The 20950-nt window shown below is 61.9% G+C and carries 23 protein-coding genes, 4 tRNA genes and 1 other RNA gene; 22 read left to right on the top strand and 6 right to left on the bottom strand.

Translation table 11 applies throughout. The features are described from left to right. Window positions 1-465: 465 nt before the first annotated feature. From KTN04_RS11560 to KTN04_RS11575, 4 genes are all read right to left on the bottom strand, one after another. A complete protein-coding gene (locus KTN04_RS11560) occupies window positions 466-1059 on the bottom strand; it encodes a 5-formyltetrahydrofolate cyclo-ligase (RefSeq protein ID WP_217335389.1) in 594 nt (197 codons plus the stop codon). 6 nt (window positions 1060-1065) lie between these two features. Next, window positions 1066-1246, bottom strand: a non-coding RNA gene (gene ssrS / locus KTN04_RS11565) — 6S RNA. Window positions 1247-1356: 110 nt separating this feature from the next. After that, complete coding sequence (locus KTN04_RS11570; RefSeq protein WP_217335390.1) at window positions 1357-1677, bottom strand: cell division protein ZapA; 321 nt, start codon at window positions 1675-1677, stop codon at window positions 1357-1359. Further along, window positions 1674-1883 carry a TIGR02449 family protein gene (locus KTN04_RS11575; protein ID WP_217335391.1) on the bottom strand — a complete coding sequence of 70 codons (210 nt, stop codon included), beginning with the start codon at window positions 1881-1883 and terminating at the stop codon, window positions 1674-1676. Before KTN04_RS11575 ends, KTN04_RS11570 begins: the two co-directional genes overlap by 4 nt. Window positions 1884-2052: 169 nt before the next feature. Between KTN04_RS11575 and KTN04_RS11580 the strand changes: the two genes are divergently transcribed. From KTN04_RS11580 to KTN04_RS11620, 9 genes are all read left to right on the top strand, one after another. Beyond that, complete coding sequence (locus tag KTN04_RS11580; protein WP_217335392.1) at window positions 2053-2661, top strand: UPF0149 family protein; 609 nt, start codon at window positions 2053-2055, stop codon at window positions 2659-2661. Window positions 2662-2679: 18 nt separating this feature from the next. After that, window positions 2680-3996 carry a Xaa-Pro aminopeptidase gene (pepP, locus tag KTN04_RS11585; RefSeq protein ID WP_217335393.1) on the top strand — a complete coding sequence of 439 codons (1317 nt, stop codon included), beginning with the start codon at window positions 2680-2682 and terminating at the stop codon, window positions 3994-3996. Window positions 3997-4015: 19 nt separating this feature from the next. Beyond that, a complete protein-coding gene (gene ubiH / locus KTN04_RS11590; protein ID WP_217335394.1) occupies window positions 4016-5260 on the top strand; it encodes a 2-octaprenyl-6-methoxyphenyl hydroxylase in 1245 nt (414 codons plus the stop codon). Window positions 5261-5274: 14 nt separating this feature from the next. Then, window positions 5275-6534, top strand: coding sequence for an FAD-dependent monooxygenase (locus KTN04_RS11595; protein ID WP_217335395.1), 1260 nt, complete (start codon window positions 5275-5277; stop codon window positions 6532-6534). Window positions 6535-6657: 123 nt separating this feature from the next. Next, window positions 6658-7761 (top strand): glycine cleavage system aminomethyltransferase GcvT, encoded by a 1104-nt coding sequence (gene gcvT, locus KTN04_RS11600; protein ID WP_217335396.1) that lies wholly within the window; start codon window positions 6658-6660, stop codon window positions 7759-7761. Window positions 7762-7783: 22 nt separating this feature from the next. Further along, entirely contained in the window at window positions 7784-8176 is a 393-nt protein-coding gene (gene gcvH, locus KTN04_RS11605) for a glycine cleavage system protein GcvH (RefSeq protein ID WP_217335397.1), read from the top strand. A gap of 155 nt (window positions 8177-8331) precedes the next feature. After that, window positions 8332-9528, top strand: a complete 1197-nt coding sequence (locus KTN04_RS11610) for a class I SAM-dependent rRNA methyltransferase (RefSeq protein WP_217335398.1) — start codon at window positions 8332-8334, stop codon at window positions 9526-9528. A gap of 31 nt (window positions 9529-9559) precedes the next feature. Further along, window positions 9560-10597, top strand: a complete 1038-nt coding sequence (locus KTN04_RS11615) for an NADP(H)-dependent aldo-keto reductase (protein WP_217335399.1) — start codon at window positions 9560-9562, stop codon at window positions 10595-10597. Window positions 10598-10685: 88 nt separating this feature from the next. Further along, on the top strand, window positions 10686-11102 hold the full coding sequence (locus KTN04_RS11620; protein ID WP_217335400.1) for a CBS domain-containing protein: 417 nt from the start codon (window positions 10686-10688) through the stop codon (window positions 11100-11102). On the opposite strand, the gene KTN04_RS11625 is transcribed toward KTN04_RS11620, so the two are convergent. Beyond that, window positions 11091-11759, bottom strand: a complete 669-nt coding sequence (locus KTN04_RS11625; protein ID WP_217335401.1) for a histidinol-phosphatase — start codon at window positions 11757-11759, stop codon at window positions 11091-11093. The two genes, KTN04_RS11620 and KTN04_RS11625, sit on opposite strands and share 12 nt — an antisense overlap. A gap of 163 nt (window positions 11760-11922) precedes the next feature. Here KTN04_RS11625 and KTN04_RS11630 point away from each other — a divergent pair, with 163 nt between their 5' ends. Then, window positions 11923-12408, top strand: coding sequence for an RNA pyrophosphohydrolase (locus KTN04_RS11630; RefSeq protein WP_217335402.1), 486 nt, complete (start codon window positions 11923-11925; stop codon window positions 12406-12408). A gap of 26 nt (window positions 12409-12434) precedes the next feature. Continuing rightward, window positions 12435-14738, top strand: coding sequence for a phosphoenolpyruvate--protein phosphotransferase (gene ptsP, locus KTN04_RS11635; RefSeq protein ID WP_217335412.1), 2304 nt, complete (start codon window positions 12435-12437; stop codon window positions 14736-14738). Here the strand turns inward: ptsP and KTN04_RS11640 are convergent. After that, window positions 14717-15502: an NRDE family protein gene (locus KTN04_RS11640; RefSeq protein WP_217335403.1), complete on the bottom strand. Its 786-nt coding sequence runs from the start codon at window positions 15500-15502 to the stop codon at window positions 14717-14719. The genes ptsP and KTN04_RS11640 overlap by 22 nt on opposite strands. 167 nt (window positions 15503-15669) lie before the next feature. Here KTN04_RS11640 and lgt point away from each other — a divergent pair, with 167 nt between their 5' ends. The 11 genes from lgt to KTN04_RS11695 all read left to right on the top strand — a co-directional run. Next, on the top strand, window positions 15670-16476 hold the full coding sequence (gene lgt / locus KTN04_RS11645; protein WP_217335404.1) for a prolipoprotein diacylglyceryl transferase: 807 nt from the start codon (window positions 15670-15672) through the stop codon (window positions 16474-16476). A 175-nt stretch (window positions 16477-16651) separates the two neighbouring features. Further along, window positions 16652-17494, top strand: coding sequence for a thymidylate synthase (locus KTN04_RS11650; RefSeq protein ID WP_217335405.1), 843 nt, complete (start codon window positions 16652-16654; stop codon window positions 17492-17494). Window positions 17495-17508: 14 nt separating this feature from the next. After that, entirely contained in the window at window positions 17509-18036 is a 528-nt protein-coding gene (locus KTN04_RS11655) for a dihydrofolate reductase (protein ID WP_217335406.1), read from the top strand. Continuing rightward, window positions 18020-18994, top strand: a complete 975-nt coding sequence (gene birA, locus KTN04_RS11660; protein ID WP_328515984.1) for a bifunctional biotin--[acetyl-CoA-carboxylase] ligase/biotin operon repressor BirA — start codon at window positions 18020-18022, stop codon at window positions 18992-18994. The genes KTN04_RS11655 and birA overlap by 17 nt, the downstream gene beginning before the upstream one ends. Further along, window positions 18954-19709 (top strand): type III pantothenate kinase, encoded by a 756-nt coding sequence (locus KTN04_RS11665; RefSeq protein WP_217335407.1) that lies wholly within the window; start codon window positions 18954-18956, stop codon window positions 19707-19709. The genes birA and KTN04_RS11665 overlap by 41 nt, the downstream gene beginning before the upstream one ends. A gap of 4 nt (window positions 19710-19713) precedes the next feature. Continuing rightward, window positions 19714-20364 carry a hypothetical protein gene (locus tag KTN04_RS11670; RefSeq protein WP_217335408.1) on the top strand — a complete coding sequence of 217 codons (651 nt, stop codon included), beginning with the start codon at window positions 19714-19716 and terminating at the stop codon, window positions 20362-20364. 25 nt (window positions 20365-20389) lie between these two features. Next, a tRNA-Thr gene (locus tag KTN04_RS11675) sits at window positions 20390-20465 on the top strand. Window positions 20466-20489: 24 nt separating this feature from the next. Continuing rightward, window positions 20490-20573: transfer RNA gene (locus KTN04_RS11680), tRNA-Tyr, on the top strand. A gap of 11 nt (window positions 20574-20584) precedes the next feature. Beyond that, window positions 20585-20659: transfer RNA gene (locus KTN04_RS11685), tRNA-Gly, on the top strand. Window positions 20660-20681: 22 nt separating this feature from the next. Further along, window positions 20682-20756: transfer RNA gene (locus KTN04_RS11690), tRNA-Thr, on the top strand. A gap of 90 nt (window positions 20757-20846) precedes the next feature. Further along, window positions 20847-20950, top strand: a 104-nt coding sequence (locus tag KTN04_RS11695; RefSeq protein WP_254262525.1) for a GTP-binding protein, incomplete at its 3' end; no start/stop codon positions are given.

Below are 20950 nucleotides of genomic sequence, written 5' to 3' on the forward strand. Positions count from 1 at the left end.
AAGATGATCCCTTGTTACTGTTGTTGTAGGGTCCGGTTACGGTGAGTGCCGTGCCATTTGAATGTATCGCAGGCGGGGCGGTTTGGCATCGCTTTCTGCTGTGTTGAGTGATGGTGTCTGTGAATATTGAGAAAGTGTTGCCATTTAAAAACAAGTTAAGCATTCAGAAAGGTAGTTTTTATAGAAGATCATGCAAGATCTGAAAAAGTGAGGATAAAAGTTTAAAAGAAGCCGTAAAGGGTTGAAAAAAAAACTGCCTGTGGAAGACTAGATCGCATCAGTCGGGCACCCTCGCCCATCTCTTTTCTCAGATCAATAACCACAGAAGCTGCTACAGCCATGAACAAAAGTCCGGATCTGGTATTGGTGCTCGTTATCGTTTTTGTTGTCGGAACCGTTATGACGGGAATTTCCCAGAGTGATCTGCAATTAGCCGCACTGGTCCAGACCGCCTTCAACAGCTGATCAGCGTATCCGGTAAATGCCCCGTTCGGTAGCAATGGCGTCCAGGGGTACATCCCAAGGCTCCAGCGGCAGTTGCGTCTGACGCTGAAAGTCATGTGCTAGCCCCATCAGACGTGGTCCTCCGAGTCCTTTCGCCTGCAGCTTGAAGGCAAAGCTGCGATCGTAATAGCCGCCCCCCATGCCCATGCGCCCCCCGTCAGCTGAAAATGCCACCAGTGGCATCAGCACCAGATCCAGTGCAAACGCTGGCCGTACGGGCTTGCCCTGCAGGACCGGTTCCAGAATGCGGTAGCGGTTGCGGCGCATGGGGGTATGGCGGTGATAGGGTGTGAACCAGAGTCGATTATGACGGATAGGGTGCAGCACCGGCAGATACAGTTGCTTGCCCAAGCGGCGACACAGGTGAATCAGGGGAGCGGTATCGATTTCACCGTCATTGGGCAGGTAGAGGGCGATGTGGCGGGCCTGGCGAAACCAGAGATGCTGGCTGAGCTGTCGACACAGTGATCGGGCCGACTGGCGTTGCTGTTGCGGGCTGAGTGCGCGGCGGCGGGCGCGCATCTGGCGGCGGAGTGTCTTGCGATCCTGCATCATGGCAAAAGGCTTCCCAGAGTGCCGGTGTCGGTCGTGGCCCTGAACCCTAAGGTTCAGAGTGGAAGCGTTTCACAGGCAAATCAGGCTTTCCGTCAAGCGGACATGCTCACATCACCTGTTGAACGCTGCCTGGGTACTGCTTATCGGCTCGAGGGACTTGACCAACTGCCGCACACTCCAGGAACCTGAAATCCATTATACGCATTCAAGGTGTGATGTCAGCCCTTGAAATTCCTGTGTTCTATGCTAATTAGGGCTGGTTAGCACGAAGCTATCCCGTTGTTGAGAAAAGGTTTTTCAGGAAGATGAAAGCTTTTCATGACGCTTTGCCTGGTCGTCCAGGCTGTGATCGATCTTCTGCCCCAGGCGGCGCAGGTTGGTCTCGATGTTCTGGCGCTGCTGTTCATGGCTTTTGATCAGCTCATGGGACATATTCAGGGCGGCCATGACCGCGATGCGCTCGAGGCCGATAATCTTGCCGGAATTACGGATCTCCACCATCTTCTGATTGAGGTAGTCGGCCGATGCCAGCAGCTCGGCTTCGGCGCCGTCCGGGCAACTGATGGTGTACTCCTTGTCCAGCAGCTTGACGGTAACCGTGCGTGCGTCTGCGCTCATGAAGTCTGCTCCAGTGCCTTGAGTCGCTGTATCATGGCCTCAACTTTGCCTCGGGTCTGGTCGTTGAGCTGAACCAGCTGGGCGCGCTCTTCCCGCAGTCGTGCGTTATCCCGCTGCAGTTGGCTGTTTTCCTGCGCCAGGGCCTCGACCCGTGCCAGCAGCTGATCAATTTTGTATTCAAGTGCAGTGAAATAGTGTTCGCTCATGCCCGACCCCATCGATTAACCTGACGACTATAAACAGCTGCCTGCAAGGGGTCAATCGACGCTCCATGGCTCTGTTTATAGTGAAATGCTAGCATAGAGATCAATGCGGTGCCGGTGCTGGCCGGTTACCCTCTGCTGCTTCAACAGACTTGACCCCGGAAAGACGCTTATGACCCATGAACAGCCCGCTTCGGTGGAACTGCCGGAATTCGATACCCTGGCCGACTGGCTGGTGGAAGAGGGCGCGCTGACCGTGTCCCCGGCCGAACTGCACGGACTGCTGGCCGGCCAGGTGGCCGCCGGTGCCCGCTTTGATCCGTCCACCTTGCTGCAGCGTATCCAAGAATTACTGGATATCGAACCCTTTGCCGGTGATGCGGTCCGTCGTGGCGTGATGCAGCTGTATCTGGCAACGTTGCAGCAGTTTCAGGCACCGGATTTCAGCTTCGAGCTGCTGCTGCCGGAGGATGACCAGCCCCTGAGTATCCGTGCTGAGGCGCTTGGCGTCTGGTGCAGCGGTTTCCTCAGCGGTTTCGGCCTGCAGGAGCGCAAGGGGCCTCAAGGGCTGTCGGTGGAAGGCCAGGAAACTCTGCGTGACTTGGCGCAAATCGTGCAAATCAGCACCCCGTCTGATGCCGATTCCGAGGAGGATGAAGGTGATCTGATGGAGGTACAGGAATATGTTCGCATGGCGGCTCTGCTGGTGTTTAGCGAGTGCAACGAGCCCGATGGTCAGCCTGCCGCACCGGCCGCCGCCGACACACCTACTCTGCATTAAGCCTTTCAGGACAGACGCATGAATATTGCCCAGGACGAATTCGCCCGCCGCCGTGCCGCTCTGCTGCAGCAGCTGCCGCCGCGCAGCGTGGCACTGGTCGCGGCCAGCCACCTCAAGAGCCGCAACCGTGATGCCGAGTACGCCTTCCGTCAAGACAGCGACTTTTACTACCTGACCGGCTTCAACGAGCCGGAAGCGTTGTTGTTGTTGATTCCCGGTCGGGCGGAAGGTGAATATGTTCTGTTTTGTCCGCCACGAGACCCGCAGATGGAAATTTGGACCGGGTACCGCGCCGGTCCAGAAGGCTGTATGCGAGACTTCGGTGCCGATCAGGCGTTTGTTCTGGACGCGCTCGAGGAGCAGATGCCACAGCTGCTGGATGGCGCCCACCGACTCTATTACGCTCTGGGCAGTGACGAAGCACTGGATGCCCGCGTGCGTGGCTGGCTGAACCAGGTGCGTGCTCGTGCGCGTCTTGGTGCTCAGGCGCCGGAAGAGCTGGTGCTGCTGGATAATCTGCTGCACGAACAGCGCCTGTTCAAGAGCGCTGCGGAGCAGGCCGTGATGCGTCGGGCCGCCGAGATTTCGGCACAGGCACATTGCCGTGCCATGCAGGCGTGCCGCCCGGGCATGCATGAATATCAGCTGGAGGCGGAAATCACTGGCTATTGCATGCAGCAGGGGGCGCGCTTTCAGGCTTATTCGCCCATCGTTGGTGGCGGTGCCAACGGCTGCATTCTGCATTACATCGACAACATGGCCGAACTGAAGGACGGCGACCTGGTGCTGATCGATGCCGGTTGCGAGCTGGACAACTACGCCAGCGACATCACCCGGACTTTCCCGGTTAACGGCCGCTTTTCGCCACAGCAGCGGGCACTGTATCAACTGGTGCTGGATACGCAGCTGGCCTGCATCGAAGCGATGCAGCCCGGCGTGCTCTGGAACCGCATCCATGAGCTGTCGGTCGAGCTGCTCACCGAGGGGCTGATTCGACTGGGACTGCTGCAGGGCGAACGCGATGATCTGATCGAGCAGGGTGCCTACCGTCGTTTCTACATGCACCGCATCGGCCACTGGCTGGGCATGGATGTGCACGATGTCGGTGCCTACAAGCTGCATGGCGACTGGCGGCCGCTGGAGCCGGGCATGGTGATGACCATCGAACCGGGGCTGTACGTGGCGCCGGACGACGAAACGGTGGCGCCGGAATGGCGTGGCATCGGCATCCGCATCGAGGATGACGTGCTGGTGACGGCGCAGGGGCCTGAGGTTTTGACCGCTGCCGTGCCCAAGACCATTGCCGAGATCGAAGCGCTGATGGCGCAGAACTGAGCCGTCGGAGGCACGCACAATGCAGCAGTATGACCTGATCATTGTGGGCGGTGGCATGGTCGGTGCCAGCCTGGCTGCGGCGCTGTTGCCTGCTGCCCGTGAACTGGGGTTGCGCATGGCGTTGATTGAAGCGCAGTCGCTGCCCGCCCCGGGCGAGCCGGTGTTCACCCCCAGTTATGATGCGCGCTCCACAGCGCTGGCGCAGGGGGTGCGTACGCTTTATCAGCGCATGGGTATCTGGCCCGCGCTGCAGACCCACCTGACTCCCATTGAGCATATTCATGTATCCGACCGGGGCCGGTTCGGCACCACCCGATTGCATGCGGCGGAGGAGGGCGTGCCGGCACTGGGTTATGTGGTTGAAAATCATTGGCTGGGGCGGGTGCTGATCAGTCATCTGCAGCAACAGGCTGGTGAGCACCTGACCCTGATTGCGCCGGCCGAAGTGGAAAGCCTGACCTCGGCGGCCGCCGGCAATCAGGTGCAGCTGCGGACTGAGGCCGGTGAGACGTGTTTGAGTGCCGAGCTGGTGGTCATGGCGGACGGCGGCCGTTCGGCGCTGCGCGAACGCCTGGGCATTCATTATCGTGAACAGCATTATGGCCAGCATGCGCTGGTGGCCAACGTGTCCCTGGACCGTGACCACGGCGGCGTGGCCTATGAGCGCTTCACTGAAGACGGTCCCCTGGCATTGCTGCCCGGCGAACCGCTGGCGGGGCTCACGCGCTGCGGTCTGGTCTGGACCCTGGCGGACGAAGCGCTGGGCGCGGTGCTGTCACTGAACGATCAGGCCTTTCTGGCGCGGCTGCAGCAGGCGTTCGGCTACCGGGCCGGGCGCTTTGTGGCCGTCGGCGAGCGTTACCACTACCCGCTCAAACTGAGCCTGGCCGAAGAGCAGGTGCGCCAGGGGCTGGTGGTACTGGGCAACGCGGCACATGCGTTGCACCCGATTGCCGGTCAGGGCTATAACCTGGCACTGCGCGGTGTGGTGGCGTTGGCGGATCATGTCATCGCCTGTCGCCGTGCGGGTGAGCCCCTGGGCGATTTGACCGGCCTGAGCCGCTTCGTGGCCGCACGGCGTCAGGATCAGCAGCGCACCATCGCCTTCAGCGATCGCACCCTGAAGCTTTTCACCAGTACCAACCCGCTGTTGCGGCTGGGACGCGGGCTGGGCCTGCAGCTGCTGGACAGCTGTCCGGCCGGCAAGACCGTGTTTGCCCGTGCCGCCATGGGGCTTGATCAACCTGCAGCGCGTCTGCGCTGAAGCGGAGAACCGAGATGACGACCGAGCAGCATGTCGATGTGGTGATTACCGGGGCCGGCATGGTTGGCCTCGCGCTGGCACTGGCGCTGGCGCCGAGCGGGCGCCGGATCTGCCTGCTGGAGCAGCGTCCCGGTGATGTTGGTGACTGGCTGGACGCGCTGGCGGCCCTGCCGGTCGAACAGTATGACAGCCGCGTCAGTGCGCTGAATCCGGCCTCGGTGCAGTTGCTGCAGCAGCTCGGTGCCTGGGCAACCGTTCAGGCCGATTACCGCGCCTGTGGCTACCGCGACATGCGGGTCTGGGACGGTGAGGCGCAGGGGCGCATCCATTTCAGCGCCGATGCGCTGCACTTGGATAGCCTGGGGCACATCGTCGAGAACCGAATCATTCAGGCCGCTCTGCTGCACCAGTTGGCAGGCCATGACAATCTGCAGCTGCTAACCGGTGTCAGCCTGCAGACACTGTCGGCCCCGGCCGCCGACGGTCGCCGCCAACTGACGCTCAGTGACGGTCGTTGCCTGAGTGCGGATCTGGTGGTGGGTGCCGACGGTGCGCTGTCGCGTACCCGGCAGCTCAGCGGGCTGGCCGCCACCGAATGGGATTATGGCCACCATGCCCTGGTGACAACCATCGTCACCGAGCAGGCGCATGCCGACACCTGCTGGCAGCGGTTTACCGAAGACGGCCCTCTGGCACTGCTGCCACTGGCTGGAGACGGCCACCACAGCTCCATTGTCTGGTCGACTTCGCCGGCACATGCGCGCGAGTTGATGGCGCTGAACGATGACGACTTCTGCCGTGCGTTGGCGCTGGCATCCGAACACTGCCTGGGTCAGGTCGTCGCCACGGCCGAGCGTCAGCTGATCCCGCTGCGCCAGCGTCACGCACACCAGTACGTCGAGGCGGGGCTGGCGCTGGTGGGCGATGCTGCCCACACCATTCATCCGCTGGCCGGTCAGGGCGTCAATCTGGGCTTCATGGATGCCGCCGCGCTAGCCGATGTCATCGAGTCCGCCTGGGCTCGCGGCGAAGCCATCGCCGATGTACGCGTGCTGCGGCGCTATCAGCGTCAGCGCCGCGGTGCCAACCTGTGCATGTCGGCGGCGATGGAAGGGTTCCGACGTCTGTTTGCACCGCGTCCGGCACCGATTCGGCTGTTGCGCAGCTGTGGCATGAATCTGATGGACCGGCTGGAGCCGGTCAAACAGCATCTGGTGCTGCAGGCGCTGGGTCTATCCGGTGAGCGGCCCGAGCGTTTGCGCCAGCCCTCTTGACAGGCGGTTAAAGATTGATCTGCGGCGAAAATGCCGATACATTGTCATCCCTTTTTTCGTGTTAACCGGTTGCGACGCGGCTTCGGCTGTGGGTTCGGAACACTGCTGCAGATGAGTTTGCCGATGGGACACAAAACCGCACTTCACGCACAACATCATGCACTGGGCGCCAAACTGGTCGATTTCAGCGGCTGGGAGATGCCGCTGCATTATGGCTCCCAGGTCGAAGAACACCACAAGGTTCGCCAGCACGCCGGCATGTTCGATGTGTCGCACATGACCATCGTCGACGTCTCCGGCGCCCAGGCGCGCAGTTACCTGCGTCACCTGCTGGCCAACGATGTCGCCAGTCTTCAGCACAAGGGCAAGGCTCTGTACAGTGCCATGCTGAATGAAGCCGGTGGCGTGATCGATGACCTGATTGTCTACCTGATGACCGAACCGGATGCCGCGGGCGAATGGTACCGGGTGGTGGTCAACTGCGGCACTCGCGAGAACGACCTGCGCTGGATGGCCGATCAGGCAGTGCGTTTCGATGTCGCCCTGACCGAGCAGCCGGAACTCGCGATGATCGCCATCCAGGGCCCCAAGGCCCGTCAGCGGGTCGAGCAGGTGGTCAGCGAATCTCGTGCCCGTCTGGTGTCCGAGCTCAAGCCCTTTTTCGGTCAGGAATCGGAAGGCTGGTTTATCGCGCGCACCGGCTATACTGGCGAAGATGGTCTGGAAATCATGTTGCCGGAAGATGAAGCGGAAAGCTTTTGGCAGCAGTTGCTGGCGGCCGGTGTGGCGCCCTGCGGTTTGGGCGCGCGTGACACCCTGCGTCTGGAAGCGGGCATGAACCTGTACGGTGCCGACATGGACGAAGGCGTCTCCCCGCTGGAAGCTGCCATGGGCTGGACCCTGGCGCTGGAACCGGTTGATCGTGATTTTGTCGGTCGGGCCGCGGTGGAGGCACTCAAGGCCAGTGGCGCGGCATCCAAGCTGGTCGGCCTGGTTCTGACTGAGCGCGGTGTGCTGCGGGCCCACCAGAAGGTCGTGGTCGAGGGCGTGGGTGAAGGCGAAATTACCAGCGGCAGCTTCTCGCCGACCCTGGGTTACTCCATCGCACTGGCACGCGTGCCGGTCGGAACCGGCAGCACGGCAGCCGTTGAAATGCGTGGCAAGCAGGTGCCGGTACAGGTGGTGCGACCGCCCTTTGTACGCCATGGTGAAAAAGTATTTTCCTGAACGAGTCAGATAGGAATCCGAGATGAGCAATGTGCCGAACGAACTGAAATATGTGGCCAGTCACGAATGGATCCGTGACGAGGGTAACGGCATCGTTACCGTCGGCATCACCGATCATGCCCAGGATCTTCTGGGCGACGTGGTCTTCGTCGAGCTGCCGGATCTGGGCGCCGAAGTCGCGGCTGGCGACGACGCCGGTGTGGTGGAGTCGGTCAAGGCGGCATCCGACATCTACGCCCCGTTGAGCGGTGAAGTCGTGGCAATCAATGAAGCCCTGGAAGATGCGCCCGAGAGCGTCAACTCCGACCCCTACGGCGACGGCTGGTTTTTCCAGCTCAAGCTGAGCGATGCGGCCGAGCTGGGCGACCTGCTCGACGCCGACGGCTATGCGGCGCACTGCGAATCCGAAAGCTGAGTCGCCCGCCTCTCGTGGCAGCCGCACGTGGTGCGCTCTGCGCGACACCCACCTGCAGGCATGCCCGCCCCTGAGCCTCGTCAGGGGTACGCACTATCATTTCCTCTGTCCCGGCTTTGGCCGGGACAGTCATTTTCGAACAAAGACAGAGCACGATGAACCTCAGACCTCTTACTCTTCAGTCGGGTGCCGACCGGCGCCTGCGCGGCGGCCATTTGTGGATCTACAGCAATGAAGTCGACACCAAGGCTACGCCGCTGAAAGGCTTCGCGCCGGGCGAACAGGTTGTTGTGCAGGATGCACGCGGCAAGGCCCTGGGCATCGCTTCGGTCAACCCCAATACCCTGATCTGCGGCCGCCTACTGAGCCGTGATCTGCGCCATCCGCTGGATCGCTCACTGCTGGTGCACCGTTTCAACGTAGCCAAGTCGCTGCGCGAGCACAGCTTCGATCAGCCCTGCTACCGGGTCATCTTCGGCGATGCCGACATGCTGCCCGGTCTGGTGGTGGACCGTTTTCACGATATCTTCGTGGTGCAGATCTCCACGGCCGGCATGGAAGCGATCCAGGAACAGATCATTGATGCCCTCAACAAGGTATTCCAGCCCCAGGCGATCGTGTTGCGCAACGACGGCAAAATGCGCGCCACCGAAGGTCTGGAAACCTACATCGAGGTGGTGCAGGGCGAGGTGCCCGAACTGGCGCCGCTGACGGAAAACGGCGTCAACCTGGTCGCGCCGATTCTGACCGGCCAGAAAACCGGCTGGTTCTACGATCACCGGGAAAACCGGGCCCGCATGCAGACCCTGGTCAAGGGCAAGCGGGTGCTGGATCTGTTCAGCTATGTCGGCGGCTGGGGGGCTCAGGCGCTGGCCGCCGGTGCCAGCGAGGTGGTCTGCGTCGATGCCTCGGCCACGGCACTGGAAGTGGCGGCGGAAAATGCCCAGCTCAACAACGGCGAAACCCGCTTTCGTGGTTTGCAGGGCGATGCCTTTGACCTGTGCAAGGCACTGGTAGCGGACAAGGAGCGCTTTGACGCGGTGATCGTTGACCCGCCGGCCTTCATTGCCCGGCGCAAGGACATTCGCAACGGCGAGCGGGCCTACGCCCGCATCAACAACCTGGCCATGCGCCTGCTGGAAAAGGACGGCATGCTGATTTCGGCGTCCTGCTCCATGCACCTGGCCAAGGATCGACTGGTCGATATCCTGCGGGCCAACAGCCGCGAGCTGGACCGCAATGCACAGATCTTTGCCCAGGGCAGTCAGGGTGCCGACCACCCGATTCATCCGGCGATCCCGGAAACCGAATACCTGAAAGCCTATTTCCTGCGCGTACTGCCTTCCAGCTGAGGAGCGGCAGCGCCAGTCAAGGAGTGCAGCGATGGATTATCTGACACTGGGCCGTTCCGACCTCAAGGTCAGTCGGATGGCCCTTGGAACCATGACCTTCGGCCGCCAGAACACCGAGGCCGAGGCCTTTGAGCAGCTGGATTATGCCCTTGAGCGGGGCGTGAACCTGATTGACGCCGCCGAAATGTACCCGGTGCCGACGGCGGCGGAGTTTCAGGGCCGAACCGAAACCTATATCGGCAACTGGATGCGCCAGCGCGGCAACCGCGATCGGGTGATCCTGGCCACCAAGGCCACTGGACCGGGGGCGATGGTCAGCTATATTCGTGCCGACATGCGGCACGACGCACGCAACCTGCGCCTGGCCATCGAGGGCAGCCTGAGTCGGCTGCAGACCGAGTACATCGATCTGTATCAGCTGCACTGGCCGGATCGCAGCACCAATTTCTTCGGTCAGCTGGGATACCAGCATGATCCGTCCAGTCCGGGAACGCCACTGGCGGAAACCCTGGCCGTACTGGGTGAGCTGGTGGCCGAAGGCAAGATTCGTCATATCGGCCTGTCCAATGAAACGCCCTGGGGCACCATGAAGTGCCTGCAGCTGGCCGAGCAGCTGGGGCTGCCGCGTATCCTGTCGGTGCAGAACCCCTATAACCTGCTCAACCGCACGGCCGAGGTCGGACTGGCCGAGGTGCTGCTGCGTGAGGACGTGGGGCTGCTGGCCTATTCGCCGCTGGCTTTTGGCGTGCTCAGTGGCAAGTATGCCGGTGGTGTGCGGCCGGAGGGCTCGCGTCTGGCGCTGTTCCCGGATTATCGCCGTTACCTGACCGAGCAGGGACTGGCGGCGACGGACAACTACCTGCAGCTGGCCGCCGAGTACGGGCTGGACCCGGCGCAGATGGCGCTGGCATACGTCAATTCGCGGCCCTTCCTGGGCAGCAATATCATCGGTGCGACCACGATGATGCAACTCAAGGCCAATCTGGACGCACTGGAGCTGACGCTGAGTCCCGAGTTGCTGACCCGCATTGAAGCCATTCATACCCGCTACCCCAACCCCTGTCCCTGACTCCGCTGCGGTGCCGGCGCTTCCGGCGCGCCAGGCGCCGCTGCTTTTGCCATACTCAGAGCACAGCTCGAATGGAAGGAGAAGCAGCATGCAGCAACAACAGCAAGTTCAGGACCTGATGCAGCCGGTGCCGCATCCGTTGCATCTGGACATGTCCCTGTCCGAGGCGGTCGATCTGATTCTGCAGTCCGGCCAGATGGGACTGCCGGTGGTGGATGACGAGCGCCGGGTGGTGGGGTTCGTGTCCGAGCACGACTGTATCGATTATCTGATCAGTGGCAGCTACCACTGCGACAGTCGCATCCAGGTGAATGACATCATGTATCGCGAGCCGCTGTGTGCCTCGCCGACGGAGAGCATCATCGACCTGGTGCAGAAAATGGGCGGCGACAAGCCCAAGACCTGGCCGGTGGCGCGGGAGGGGCGGCTGCTCGGCGTGATCAGCCGCCGTCAGATCATGCAGGCACTGAATGCCAGCATGAAGGGCTGTCGCTCACGCGTCTGAGGCGGGCATCAGCTGCAGAATCTGCCAGCCCCGTGCCTGTGCCGTGGCGCGTAGACGGTCGTCGGGGTTGGTGGCCACCGGGTTGTCCACCACCTCCAGCAGCGGCAGATCGTTGTTGGAGTCGCTGTAAAACCAGCTGCCGTCCAGGCTGTGCCCGGTTTCCTCCAGCCAGGCGTGCAGACGGGTTACTTTGCCACCCTGGAAGCAGGGAGTGCCGGCGACCCTGCCGGTAAAGCGGCCGTCCACTACTTCAGGCTCGGTGGCCAGCATGGCATCCACACCCAGGCGTTTGGCGATCGGTGCGGTGACGAAGCGGTTGGTGGCGGTGATAATCAGTAGGAAATCACCCTGGGCGCGGTGCTCGGCCAGCAGCTGTTCGGCCTTGGGTAAAATGATTGGTTCGATGCACTCAGCCATGAACTCGGCATGCCAGGCATTCAGCTGCTCCGGTGCATGCAGGGCCAGCGGATTGAGGGCAAAGTTGAGAAACGCGTGGATATCCATCTCGCCGCGCAGATACTCTTCATAGAAGCGGTCATTGGCGGCGCGGTATTCCTGTTCATCCACCACGCCCCTGCGGCACAGAAACTCGCCCCAGGCATGGTCGCTGTCTCCGCCGATCAGGGTGTGGTCCAGGTCAAAAATCGCAAGGCTCACGGGGGATTCCTCGGTCTTGGGCCGGCGCGGGGCCGGGCAGGCAAAAGCGCAAGCATAGACGGGCAGGCCAGCCGGCGCAATTGGCGTGCCGGTCGGCTATTTGCCAAACTGTCGATCTGTGGAACAATAAAAACCAAAACACATATAGATCGGGATCAGAATTGTGATTGATGCAGATGGATTCAGACCCAACGTCGGGATCATTCTGGTTAATTCGCAGGGTCAGGTTCTTTGGGCAAGACGTATCGGGCAGAACGCCTGGCAGTTCCCGCAAGGTGGTATACAGTCAAACGAAACCCCCGAACAGGCGATGTATCGCGAACTCGGTGAAGAGATCGGACTGTCGCCCTCGGACGTGGAAATACTGGCAGTGACGCGCGGCTGGCTGCGCTACCGTCTACCCAAACGCATGATTCGGCGTCACTCGCACCCTGTGTGCGTGGGCCAGAAGCAGAAGTGGTTCCTGTTGCGCATGCTCAGTGATGACAGTGCCGTCAGGATAGATCATACCGACTCGCCCGAGTTTGACGGCTGGGCATGGGTCAGTTACTGGTATCCGCTGGGACAGGTGGTGTCCTTCAAGCGCGAGGTGTACCGCAAGGCGATGAAGGAACTGTCGCCCCGGCTGGCACGCCTGTCGACCGCATAATCCAACCAGGGGAGCCGCCGATGAGTATGCTCAGCGTGCTGCGCAAGATCGTCCAGGAGGTCAGTACCGCACCGGATCTGGAGTCGGTGCTGGACCTTATTGTACGGCGCATTCAGCGCGCCATGCGGACACAGGTGTGCTCCATCTTTCTGTTTGATCCCCAGCTGCAGCGTTATGTGCTCAGGGCCACCCAGGGGTTGAACCAGGAGGCGGTCGGCCAGGTCAGCCTGTCGATGGGGGAAGGCATTGTCGGTCAGGTGGGCCAGCGGGCCGAACCGATCAATCTGGAGGATGCCTCCCGGCATCCTGCCTTCCATTATCTGCAAGCGACCGGTGAAGAGCGCTATCACGCCTTCCTCGGCGTGCCTATCATTCATCACCGCAGTGTGCTTGGCGTGCTGGTGGTGCAACAGGTCGAGCATCGCCGTTTCGATGAAAGCGAAGAGGCGTTCATGGTCACGGTCTCGGCGCAACTGGCCGGCATCATCGCCCATGCCGAGGCAACCGGCTCGGTCAATGGCGAGCAGCATCCGCAGGCCCGGGTTCAGCCGCAGCGGGATCGGCATTTCAACGGTGTGGCAGCAGCGCCCGGTGTCGCCATCGGTACCGTGATCGTAGCCACGCTGGCGGCGGAGCTGGAGACCGTGTCCGACAAGCGGGCGGTGGATATGGAACATGAGCTGGCGTCCTTCCGGGCCGCTCTGGCATCGGTCAAGGATGATATCCGCACCGTCAGCCAGGGGCTGGCGCAGCGTCTGCAGTCCGATGAGCAGGCACTGTTCGATGTTTATCTGCGCATGCTGGATGACCCGGCGCTCAGTGATGCCATTGAGCAGGCCATTGTCGACGGCAACTGGGCCCAGGGGGCGCTTCGCGAGGTAATACTGACACAGGTGCGCCAGTTCAATGCCATGGAAGATGCCTACCTGCGTGAGCGCGCCACGGATATCCGCGACCTGGGGCGGCGCATCCTCAGTTACCTGCAGGAGAGTGCTGGCCCCGTGGCCATCGACTGTGCGGATGACAGTATTCTGATTGCCGATGAATTGTCACCGACCATGCTGGGGCTGGTGCCGGAAGACAAGTTGGTCGGGCTGGTATCGGTCAGCGGCTCGGGCAATTCTCATGCCGCCATCATGGCACGGGCGGTCGGCATTCCCACTGTCATGGGAGTGGTCGATTTGCCGTTTACCCGCCTGGAGGGTCGTCAGATCATCGTCGACGGCTATTCCGGGCGGGTCTATGTCAATCCGTCCGACAAGCTGCTGGAAGCCTTTCGCGAGGTGATTCGCGAGGAGCGCGCCGTGGCGGCAGGGCTGGAAAGCCTGCGTGACTTGCCGGCTGAAACCACCGACGGTTACCGCATGCCGCTGTGGGTGAATACCGGTCTGGTGGCGGATGTGACCCGCTCGCTTGAGCGCGGTGCCGAGGGCATAGGGCTGTACCGCACCGAAATTCCGTTCATGATCCGGGACTTCTTCCCCAGTGAGCAGGAGCAGCTCAACAGCTATCGCAGCCAGCTGGAAGCGTTCGCGCCGCGGCCGGTGACCATGCGGACGCTGGATATCGGAGGTGACAAGGCGCTGCCCTATTTCCCCATCGAGGAAGACAATCCGTTTCTGGGCTGGCGCGGCATCCGGGTGACGCTGGATCATCCCGAAATCTTCCTGGTACAGGTGCGGGCCATGCTGAGGGCCTCGGAGGGCCTCAACAACCTGCGCATCATGCTGCCGATGGTCACCAGTGTGCACGAGGTGGAAGAGGCGCTGCGCCAGATCGACCAGGCGCTCACCGAGCTGCAGGAGGAGGGCTATGCCGTGCAGCGGCCGCTGGTGGGCGTGATGGTGGAGGTGCCGGCGGCGGTGTACCAGGTGCGCCGCTTTGCCCGCCTGGTGGATTTCGTGTCTGTCGGTTCCAACGACCTGACCCAGTACATTCTGGCGGTGGATCGCAATAACCCGCGCGTGGCGGGGCTCTATGCCGCCTATCATCCGGCGGTTCTGCGGGCGCTGCAGTATATCGCCCGGGAGACGCGCAAGGAGGGCAAGCCGGTGTCCATTTGCGGCGAGATGGCGGCAGACCCTGGTGGTAGCCTGCTGTTGATGGCCATGGGGTATGAAGTGCTGTCGATGAATGCCAATAACCTGCCGCGGGTCAAATCGGCTATCCGCGGTGTCAGCCTGGCGCGGGCGCAGTCACTGCTTACCCGCGTGCTGCGCATGGATGATGCCGAAGAGATTCACCAATACCTGCGCCAGAGCCTAAAGCAGCTGGGGCTGGGGCAGTTGACCCGGCCGCGGCTGCCCCATCAGACCGGCGATTCGGCCTGAACTAGCAGGGGGCGCTGCTGTCGATAGCTGCGTCTGCCGATGGCACGACCCTGCGCATCATAACTTTCCTCCATGAACACCAGTGTACCGCTGCGGTGTTGCAGCAGCAGGCTGCTGGCGCGGGTGCCGTACGCCTCGGACACGATGAAACAGGATGACAGCAGGCGTTCCCGCTGCCGTGGCAGCCCGGTGTCCGGCAGTTGTGTGTCCGCTGCCGGGCGCGGGTCATGCAGCAGGTGCAGCAACTGTTCGGGCTGCAGCTGCCCCTGTGCCAGCGCCTGCTGCAGCTGGGCGCGGGCCTTCAGGGTCTTGGGCCAGGGGGTATCGAGCAGGGCGTTGCTGAGGCCGTGGATGCCTGGCGTTAGGCGACGGCAGTGGTCGCTGACGTTGCTGTAGTGGTACCAGCCCTCGGCCTCGCGCAGCAGCAGATTGAAGCCGGCGTACGCGGCGGGATCCAACCGCTGGCAGAAGGCGGTCGCGCTCAGTTCGCTGTGGATGAAGTCGGTCACCAGGTGGCCCCGTGAGCGGGCCTGCTCGGGTACCGGGCGGCGCAGGTCGCGGTGGTTGGTGATCAGGGCGAAGCGCTGGTTGTCGCCCAGGCCCATCCAGCTGCCGCCGGCCTGAAGGTCGCGACCGCCCAGGATCGGCTGGTCGGGCCAGATGCCCAGCGGTGCGGCGGGGCGGGCATGAAATTCGTCCCGGTTGGCCACCAGAATCAGGGGCCAGTCGGGGTGGGCGTCAAGGGCAAAGGCGGTGAGGCACATATCGGGATCGGTTTCATTGCATGGGTTCAGGCTCTAAGATACTCCGCCAAAGGGCGCTGACCAATAGGGCTGGTATGCCGTCAATCGGCTCGCCTGTGTTACATCGGCATGGGGTGCCGAGGAAATGCGCCCGACGCTTCATTTTGGCCAATCTGGGATAATTCTTCATGTGGGAACACGATATAGATCCGCTGGCGCTGCAGCTGGGGCCGCTCAGTATTCACTGGTACGGGTTGATGTACCTGATCGGCTTCGGTGCCGCCTGGTGGCTGGGAGTGCGACGGGCGCGGCAGGCCGGCTCCGGCTGGACCGAAGAGCAGGTGTCCGATCTGGTGTTCTGGGGGGCGGTGGGCGTGATCCTCGGCGGCCGCATGGGCTATGTGCTGTTCTATAATTTCGATTACTTCCTGCAGGATCCGCTGTGGCTGTTTGCGGTCTGGGAGGGGGGGATGTCCTTCCATGGCGGTCTGCTCGGTGTGATGGCGGTGGTGGCGCTGTTTGCCTATCGCCATGGCAAGGGCTTTTTCGAGATCAGTGATTTCGTGGCGCCGTTGGTACCCATCGGTCTGGGGGCCGGACGGCTGGGCAATTTCATCGGTGGCGAGGTTTGGGGGCGAGTGACCGACGTGCCTTGGGCGGTGATCTTCCCGCGTGCCGGTGACGGCCTGCCGCGTCACCCCTCGCAGCTGTACGAGATGGTACTGGAAGGGCTGGTGCTGTTTGCGCTGCTGTGGTGGTACTCTGCCAAGCCGCGTCCGCGCATGGCGGTGTCGGGGCTGTTCCTGCTGGGGTATGGCGGTTTCCGATCGCTGGTGGAGCTGGTGCGCGAGCCGGATGGACATCTGGGCTTTGTCGCTTTCGACTGGCTGACCATGGGACAGCTGCTGTCGCTGCCGATGGTGTTGCTGGGGGCGCTGTTGATCCTGCTGGCGTATCGTCGACCAGGGGGCGTTGGTCAGTCCTCGGCGGATTAATGGTGCCGCCTCTTGTCTGCGACTGTCTGCCGCCAGGGAAGGCGGCAGTCGAAAGGTCATGGATGACGCCACGCGGGGCGCATGCAAGAGGCGGTGCCAGACGTATCGCCCCCGCTATAGCTTCAGGGCGATATGGGATAATATGGGCCCTATTTGTTTTTAGAGCGGGGCGGTTATGCAGCAGTACCTGGACCTGATGCGAGACATCATCGACAACGGCGTGGACAAGGGCGACCGCACGGGTACCGGCACGCGCTCGGTGTTCGGCCGTCAGTTGCGTTTTGACCTGGCCGAAGGCTTCCCGCTGTTGACCACCAAGAAGGTACACCTGAAATCGGTGATCTACGAACTGCTCTGGTTTCTTTCCGGCAGCACCGACAACACCTGGCTGCAGCAGCACGGCGTGCGGATCTGGAATGAGTGGGCGCTGGAGGACGGTGATCTGGGACCGATCTACGGCAAGCAGTGGCGTTCCTGGGCCTGCCCGGACGGCTCCACGATCGATCAGATCGCCACCGTGATCGAGCAGATCAAACGCACGCCCAACTCCCGCCGTCTGATCGTTAGCGGCTGGAATCCGGCCGACCTGCCGGATGAAACCATCAGCCCCCAGGACAATGTACGCCAAGGCAAGGCCGCGCTGCCGCCCTGTCATACCCTGTTTCAATTCTATGTGGCCGAAGGCAAGTTGAGTTGCCAGCTGTACCAGCGCAGTGCCGACTATTTCCTCGGTGTGCCCTTCAACATTGCATCCTATGCGCTGTTAACCCAGATGGTGGCTCAGCAATGTGATCTGGAGGTGGGCGAGTTCGTGCATACCTTCGGCGACCTGCACTTGTATGCCAATCACCTGAACGATCCGGCGATCGTGCAGGAGCAGCTGTCGCGTACGCCTAAGCCATTGCCGCAACTGCAGATCCGTCGTCGACCGGCGGACATCTTCAGTTATCAATACGAAGACTTCGAGGTGACCGGCTACGATCCGGACCCGGTTATTCGTGCCCCCATTGCCATTTGATGCAAGGAGATCGCATGCGTCTGGCTATGATTGTCGCCCAGTCCGAGAACCGGGTGATCGGTATCAACAACAAGCTGCCCTGGTATCTGCCCGAGGATCTGAAGTACTTCAAGCGCGTGACCCTCGGTAAACCCATCATCATGGGGCGCAAGACCTTCGAATCCATCGGTCGGCCGCTGCCGGGGCGGCCCAATATCGTGATTACCCGCGACCCAGCCTGGGATCATCCCGGGGTGCGCGTGGTACACAGCCTGAACGAGGGGCTTGAGCTGGGTGAAAGCCTGGCGCTGATTGACGGTGTCGACGAAGCAGTGGTGATCGGCGGTGCCGAGATCTATGCGCTATGCCTGCCGCGGGCCGATCGTCTGTATTTGACCCAGGTACATGCCCATATTGAAGGCGATGCCTTTTTTCCGGCATTGGACACAACGGCCTGGCAGGAGATTGCGCGGGAGGACTTCGCAGCGATCGAGCCCAACCCTTATGATTACAGCTTTATCGTGCTGGAACGGAGCGCGGCCCGCGATGCAAATGCTGGATAAACTGCTGGCGGTGCTGGCCGATGGCGCCTTTCATTCCGGCAGTGAGCTGGGGCGCTCACTGGGCATCAGCCGCAGCGCGGTGTGGAAGCACATGCAGCGTTTGCAGGAGTTGGGGCTGGAGGTCTACAGCGTCAAGGGGCGTGGCTACCGTCTGCCGGGCGGACTGGATCTGATCGATGCCGGTGACCTGCAGGCGCAGCTGAGTATGGTGGAGCCCGGACTGCAGCAGATTGAGGTGGTAACGGAAGTCGACTCGACCAATGCACGTGCGCTGCAGGCATTGCAGACGGGTGTACGGACGGGGTTGTTTGTGGCCGAATACCAGCATGCCGGGCGTGGTCGGCGCGGGCGTGGCTGGCTTAGCCCGCTGGCGTCCAGCCTCTGCTTCACGCTGGCCTGGCGCTTCAACTCCGGTGCGGCTGCGCTGGAAGGGTTGAGCCTGGCGGTGGGGCTGGCGTTGCAGCAGGCGCTGGCCGAGCAGGGCGTCGAGCAGGTTGGGCTTAAGTGGCCCAACGATCTACTGGTGGCTCAGGCCAAGCTGGCCGGTATCCTGATCGAGCTCAGTGGCGATGCGGCCGGCGAGTGCCAGGTTGCCATTGGCATTGGCCTGAACGTGGCGCTGCCGGAGGCGGTAGCAGAGCAGTTGGATCAACCCTGCATTGACTTGCGTGCGCTGGGCTTCAGTGGCAGTCGCACGGCGCTGCTGGCGGCACTGGTGCGTCGGTTGATTCAGGTGCTGCAGCGCTTCGAGGCGGGAGGTTTTGCCCAGCTGCGACCGGATTGGGAAGCGGTCAATGTGTTTCAGGGGCAGTCGGTTCGGCTGACGTCCGGTACGCACAGTTTTGACGGTGTTTGCCTCGGCGTGACGGATCAGGGCGGGCTGCGGCTGCAGACGGACAAGGGACAGGAAGTCTTTCATGGTGGTGAAATCAGCGTGCGCGCCCATGCGACGGCTTGAGCTGGATGCCGGCAATACCTTCATCAAGTGGCGGCTGCTGGATGCCCAGGGGCGAGTGCAGGCGCGTGGGCGCTGGCTGACGGCCGAGTTCGCCGCAGACCAGCTGGCGCAGTGCGATGGCGTGCCTGATCGGATATGGCTGGCGTCGGTGGCCGGTGAGGGCTTGAATCGGCAGCTGGCGCAGGCTGTCGAACAGCGCTGGGGACGGTCGCTGCAGCAGGTGCAGACCGCAGCTGTCAGTGCCGGGGTGCGGAACAGCTACGCCGATCCTGCTCGCATGGGGGTGGACCGCTGGCTGGCCATGGTGGCTGCCTGGAATCGATATCGTCAGGGGTGCTGGGTGGTGGATGCCGGTAGCGCCATTACTGTTGATCTTCTGGATGGCGATGGCTGTCACCGGGGCGGCTATATCCTGCCCGGGCTGCGCTTGATGCAGCAGGCTTTGCTGGGTAATACCGCTGAAGTGCGCGTGGACCGTGATGTGGCTCAGGATTCAGTACAGCCGGGCACGGATACGAGCAGTGCCGTGGCGCATGGTGCGAACCTGCTGCTGCTGTCGCTGGCACAGCAGCTGCAGACCGGCATTCCCGGCTGCGCCAGTCCAACCCGTTTGTTTATTACCGGTGGCGACGGTGAGCGGCTGGCGCGACTGCTGCCGCATGCTGAGCATTGCCCCGATCTGGTCATGGATGGCCTGCAGTGGGCTCTGGAGTAGGGTGATGACGCGTTGGCTGGCGTTGCTGCTGTTGCTGTCAAATGCACTGCTGTTGCTGTGGTATTCCCAGCAGTACGAGAGCGGTGCGACCGAGCGGCCGGCATCGACGGAAATAAGCCGTCTGCGGTTGCTGCATGAACTGGGTGGCGGCGAGCAACTGCAGTTGCGGTCGCAGGTCTGTTATGCCCTGGGGCGCTTTGCGTCTGCGAGCGAGGCTGAAGATGCGCAGGCATGGCTGCAGGAGCGGGGTATCGACAGTCAGCGTGAAATATTGCCAGCGGTCGTGATCGGTTACCGGTTGCGCCTAGCGCGGCCGGCGGATGCGCAGGCGCAGTTGGCGCTGCTGGATCGGCTGGCGTTGGCGGGCTGGGTGCCGCAGACGGACGGCGGTTATTTCGTGCTGGGACCCTTCATGGGGACTGATGCTTATCAGCAGGCACAGCGCGAGCAGCGTGCCATCAGTGATGTGTTGCAACTGACGCTGGCGCTGGAGCCCATCCGCGCATCCGGTGCGTCCCACGAGCTGCGGTTACAGGCGCCGGAAGGGGTGCTGCAGCCGCAGGGTCTGGCGTCGCGCATGGCGTCGAGGTGGCCGGGAATAAAAATTGAAAAAAAATCCTGCAAGGGGGTTGCGCAGTCCCAGTCGGATCAGTAAGATACGCACCACTTCGACAGACAAGGCCGGTATAGCTCAGTTGGTAGAGCAACTGACTTGTAATCAGTAGGTCCGGGGTTCGACTCCTCGTGCCGGCACCATGTCTAGAGAAGGTTTGAAAGGCTGGTGGGGTTCCCGAGTGGCCAAAGGGATCAGACTGTAAATCTGACGCGCAAGCTTCGGTGGTTCGAATCCACCTCCCACCACCATCTCCGTATAAGCGGGTATGGTATAGTGGCTATTACCTCAGCCTTCCAAGCTGAAGAGGCGGGTTCGATTCCCGCTACCCGCTCCAACGGAGCAGAAAAAAGAGTTATGCTCATGTAGCTCAGGGGTAGAGCACACCCTTGGTAAGGGTGAGGTCGGCGGTTCAAATCCGCCCATGAGCTCCAGATTTAACGATGAAGGGTAGTCATAGCAATATGTCTACCCTTTGTTGTATTTGGCGTCCTTGAAATTGACTTGATCAGGTTGACCTTGCCATGGCTAAGCAATCATTCGAACGTAACAAACCGCACGTTAACGTAGGTACCATCGGCCACGTTGACCACGGTAAAACCACTCTGACCGCTGCGCTGACTCGCGT

The organism is Marinobacterium weihaiense (assembly GCF_019061305.1).
Lineage (GTDB): Bacteria > Pseudomonadota > Gammaproteobacteria > Pseudomonadales > Balneatricaceae > Marinobacterium > Marinobacterium weihaiense.

Excerpts from the sequence above, each read along its gene's own strand:
- KTN04_RS11560 (WP_217335389.1), bottom strand. The coding sequence starts at position 1,059 with ATGATGCAGGATCGCAAGACACTCCGCCGCCAGATGCGCGCCCGCCGC.
- KTN04_RS11570 (WP_217335390.1), bottom strand. The coding sequence starts at position 1,677 with ATGAGCGCAGACGCACGCACGGTTACCGTCAAGCTGCTGGACAAGGAG.
- KTN04_RS11575 (WP_217335391.1), bottom strand. The coding sequence starts at position 1,883 with ATGAGCGAACACTATTTCACTGCACTTGAATACAAAATTGATCAGCTG.
- KTN04_RS11580 (WP_217335392.1), top strand. The coding sequence starts at position 2,053 with ATGACCCATGAACAGCCCGCTTCGGTGGAACTGCCGGAATTCGATACC.
- pepP (WP_217335393.1), top strand. The coding sequence starts at position 2,680 with ATGAATATTGCCCAGGACGAATTCGCCCGCCGCCGTGCCGCTCTGCTG.
- ubiH (WP_217335394.1), top strand. The coding sequence starts at position 4,016 with ATGCAGCAGTATGACCTGATCATTGTGGGCGGTGGCATGGTCGGTGCC.
- KTN04_RS11595 (WP_217335395.1), top strand. The coding sequence starts at position 5,275 with ATGACGACCGAGCAGCATGTCGATGTGGTGATTACCGGGGCCGGCATG.
- gcvT (WP_217335396.1), top strand. The coding sequence starts at position 6,658 with ATGGGACACAAAACCGCACTTCACGCACAACATCATGCACTGGGCGCC.
- gcvH (WP_217335397.1), top strand. The coding sequence starts at position 7,784 with ATGAGCAATGTGCCGAACGAACTGAAATATGTGGCCAGTCACGAATGG.
- KTN04_RS11610 (WP_217335398.1), top strand. The coding sequence starts at position 8,332 with ATGAACCTCAGACCTCTTACTCTTCAGTCGGGTGCCGACCGGCGCCTG.
- KTN04_RS11615 (WP_217335399.1), top strand. The coding sequence starts at position 9,560 with ATGGATTATCTGACACTGGGCCGTTCCGACCTCAAGGTCAGTCGGATG.
- KTN04_RS11620 (WP_217335400.1), top strand. The coding sequence starts at position 10,686 with ATGCAGCAACAACAGCAAGTTCAGGACCTGATGCAGCCGGTGCCGCAT.
- ptsP (WP_217335412.1), top strand. The coding sequence starts at position 12,435 with ATGCTCAGCGTGCTGCGCAAGATCGTCCAGGAGGTCAGTACCGCACCG.
- KTN04_RS11640 (WP_217335403.1), bottom strand. The coding sequence starts at position 15,502 with ATGTGCCTCACCGCCTTTGCCCTTGACGCCCACCCCGACTGGCCCCTG.
- lgt (WP_217335404.1), top strand. The coding sequence starts at position 15,670 with ATGTGGGAACACGATATAGATCCGCTGGCGCTGCAGCTGGGGCCGCTC.
- KTN04_RS11650 (WP_217335405.1), top strand. The coding sequence starts at position 16,652 with ATGCAGCAGTACCTGGACCTGATGCGAGACATCATCGACAACGGCGTG.
- KTN04_RS11655 (WP_217335406.1), top strand. The coding sequence starts at position 17,509 with ATGCGTCTGGCTATGATTGTCGCCCAGTCCGAGAACCGGGTGATCGGT.
- birA (WP_328515984.1), top strand. The coding sequence starts at position 18,020 with ATGCAAATGCTGGATAAACTGCTGGCGGTGCTGGCCGATGGCGCCTTT.
- KTN04_RS11665 (WP_217335407.1), top strand. The coding sequence starts at position 18,954 with ATGGTGGTGAAATCAGCGTGCGCGCCCATGCGACGGCTTGAGCTGGAT.
- KTN04_RS11670 (WP_217335408.1), top strand. The coding sequence starts at position 19,714 with ATGACGCGTTGGCTGGCGTTGCTGCTGTTGCTGTCAAATGCACTGCTG.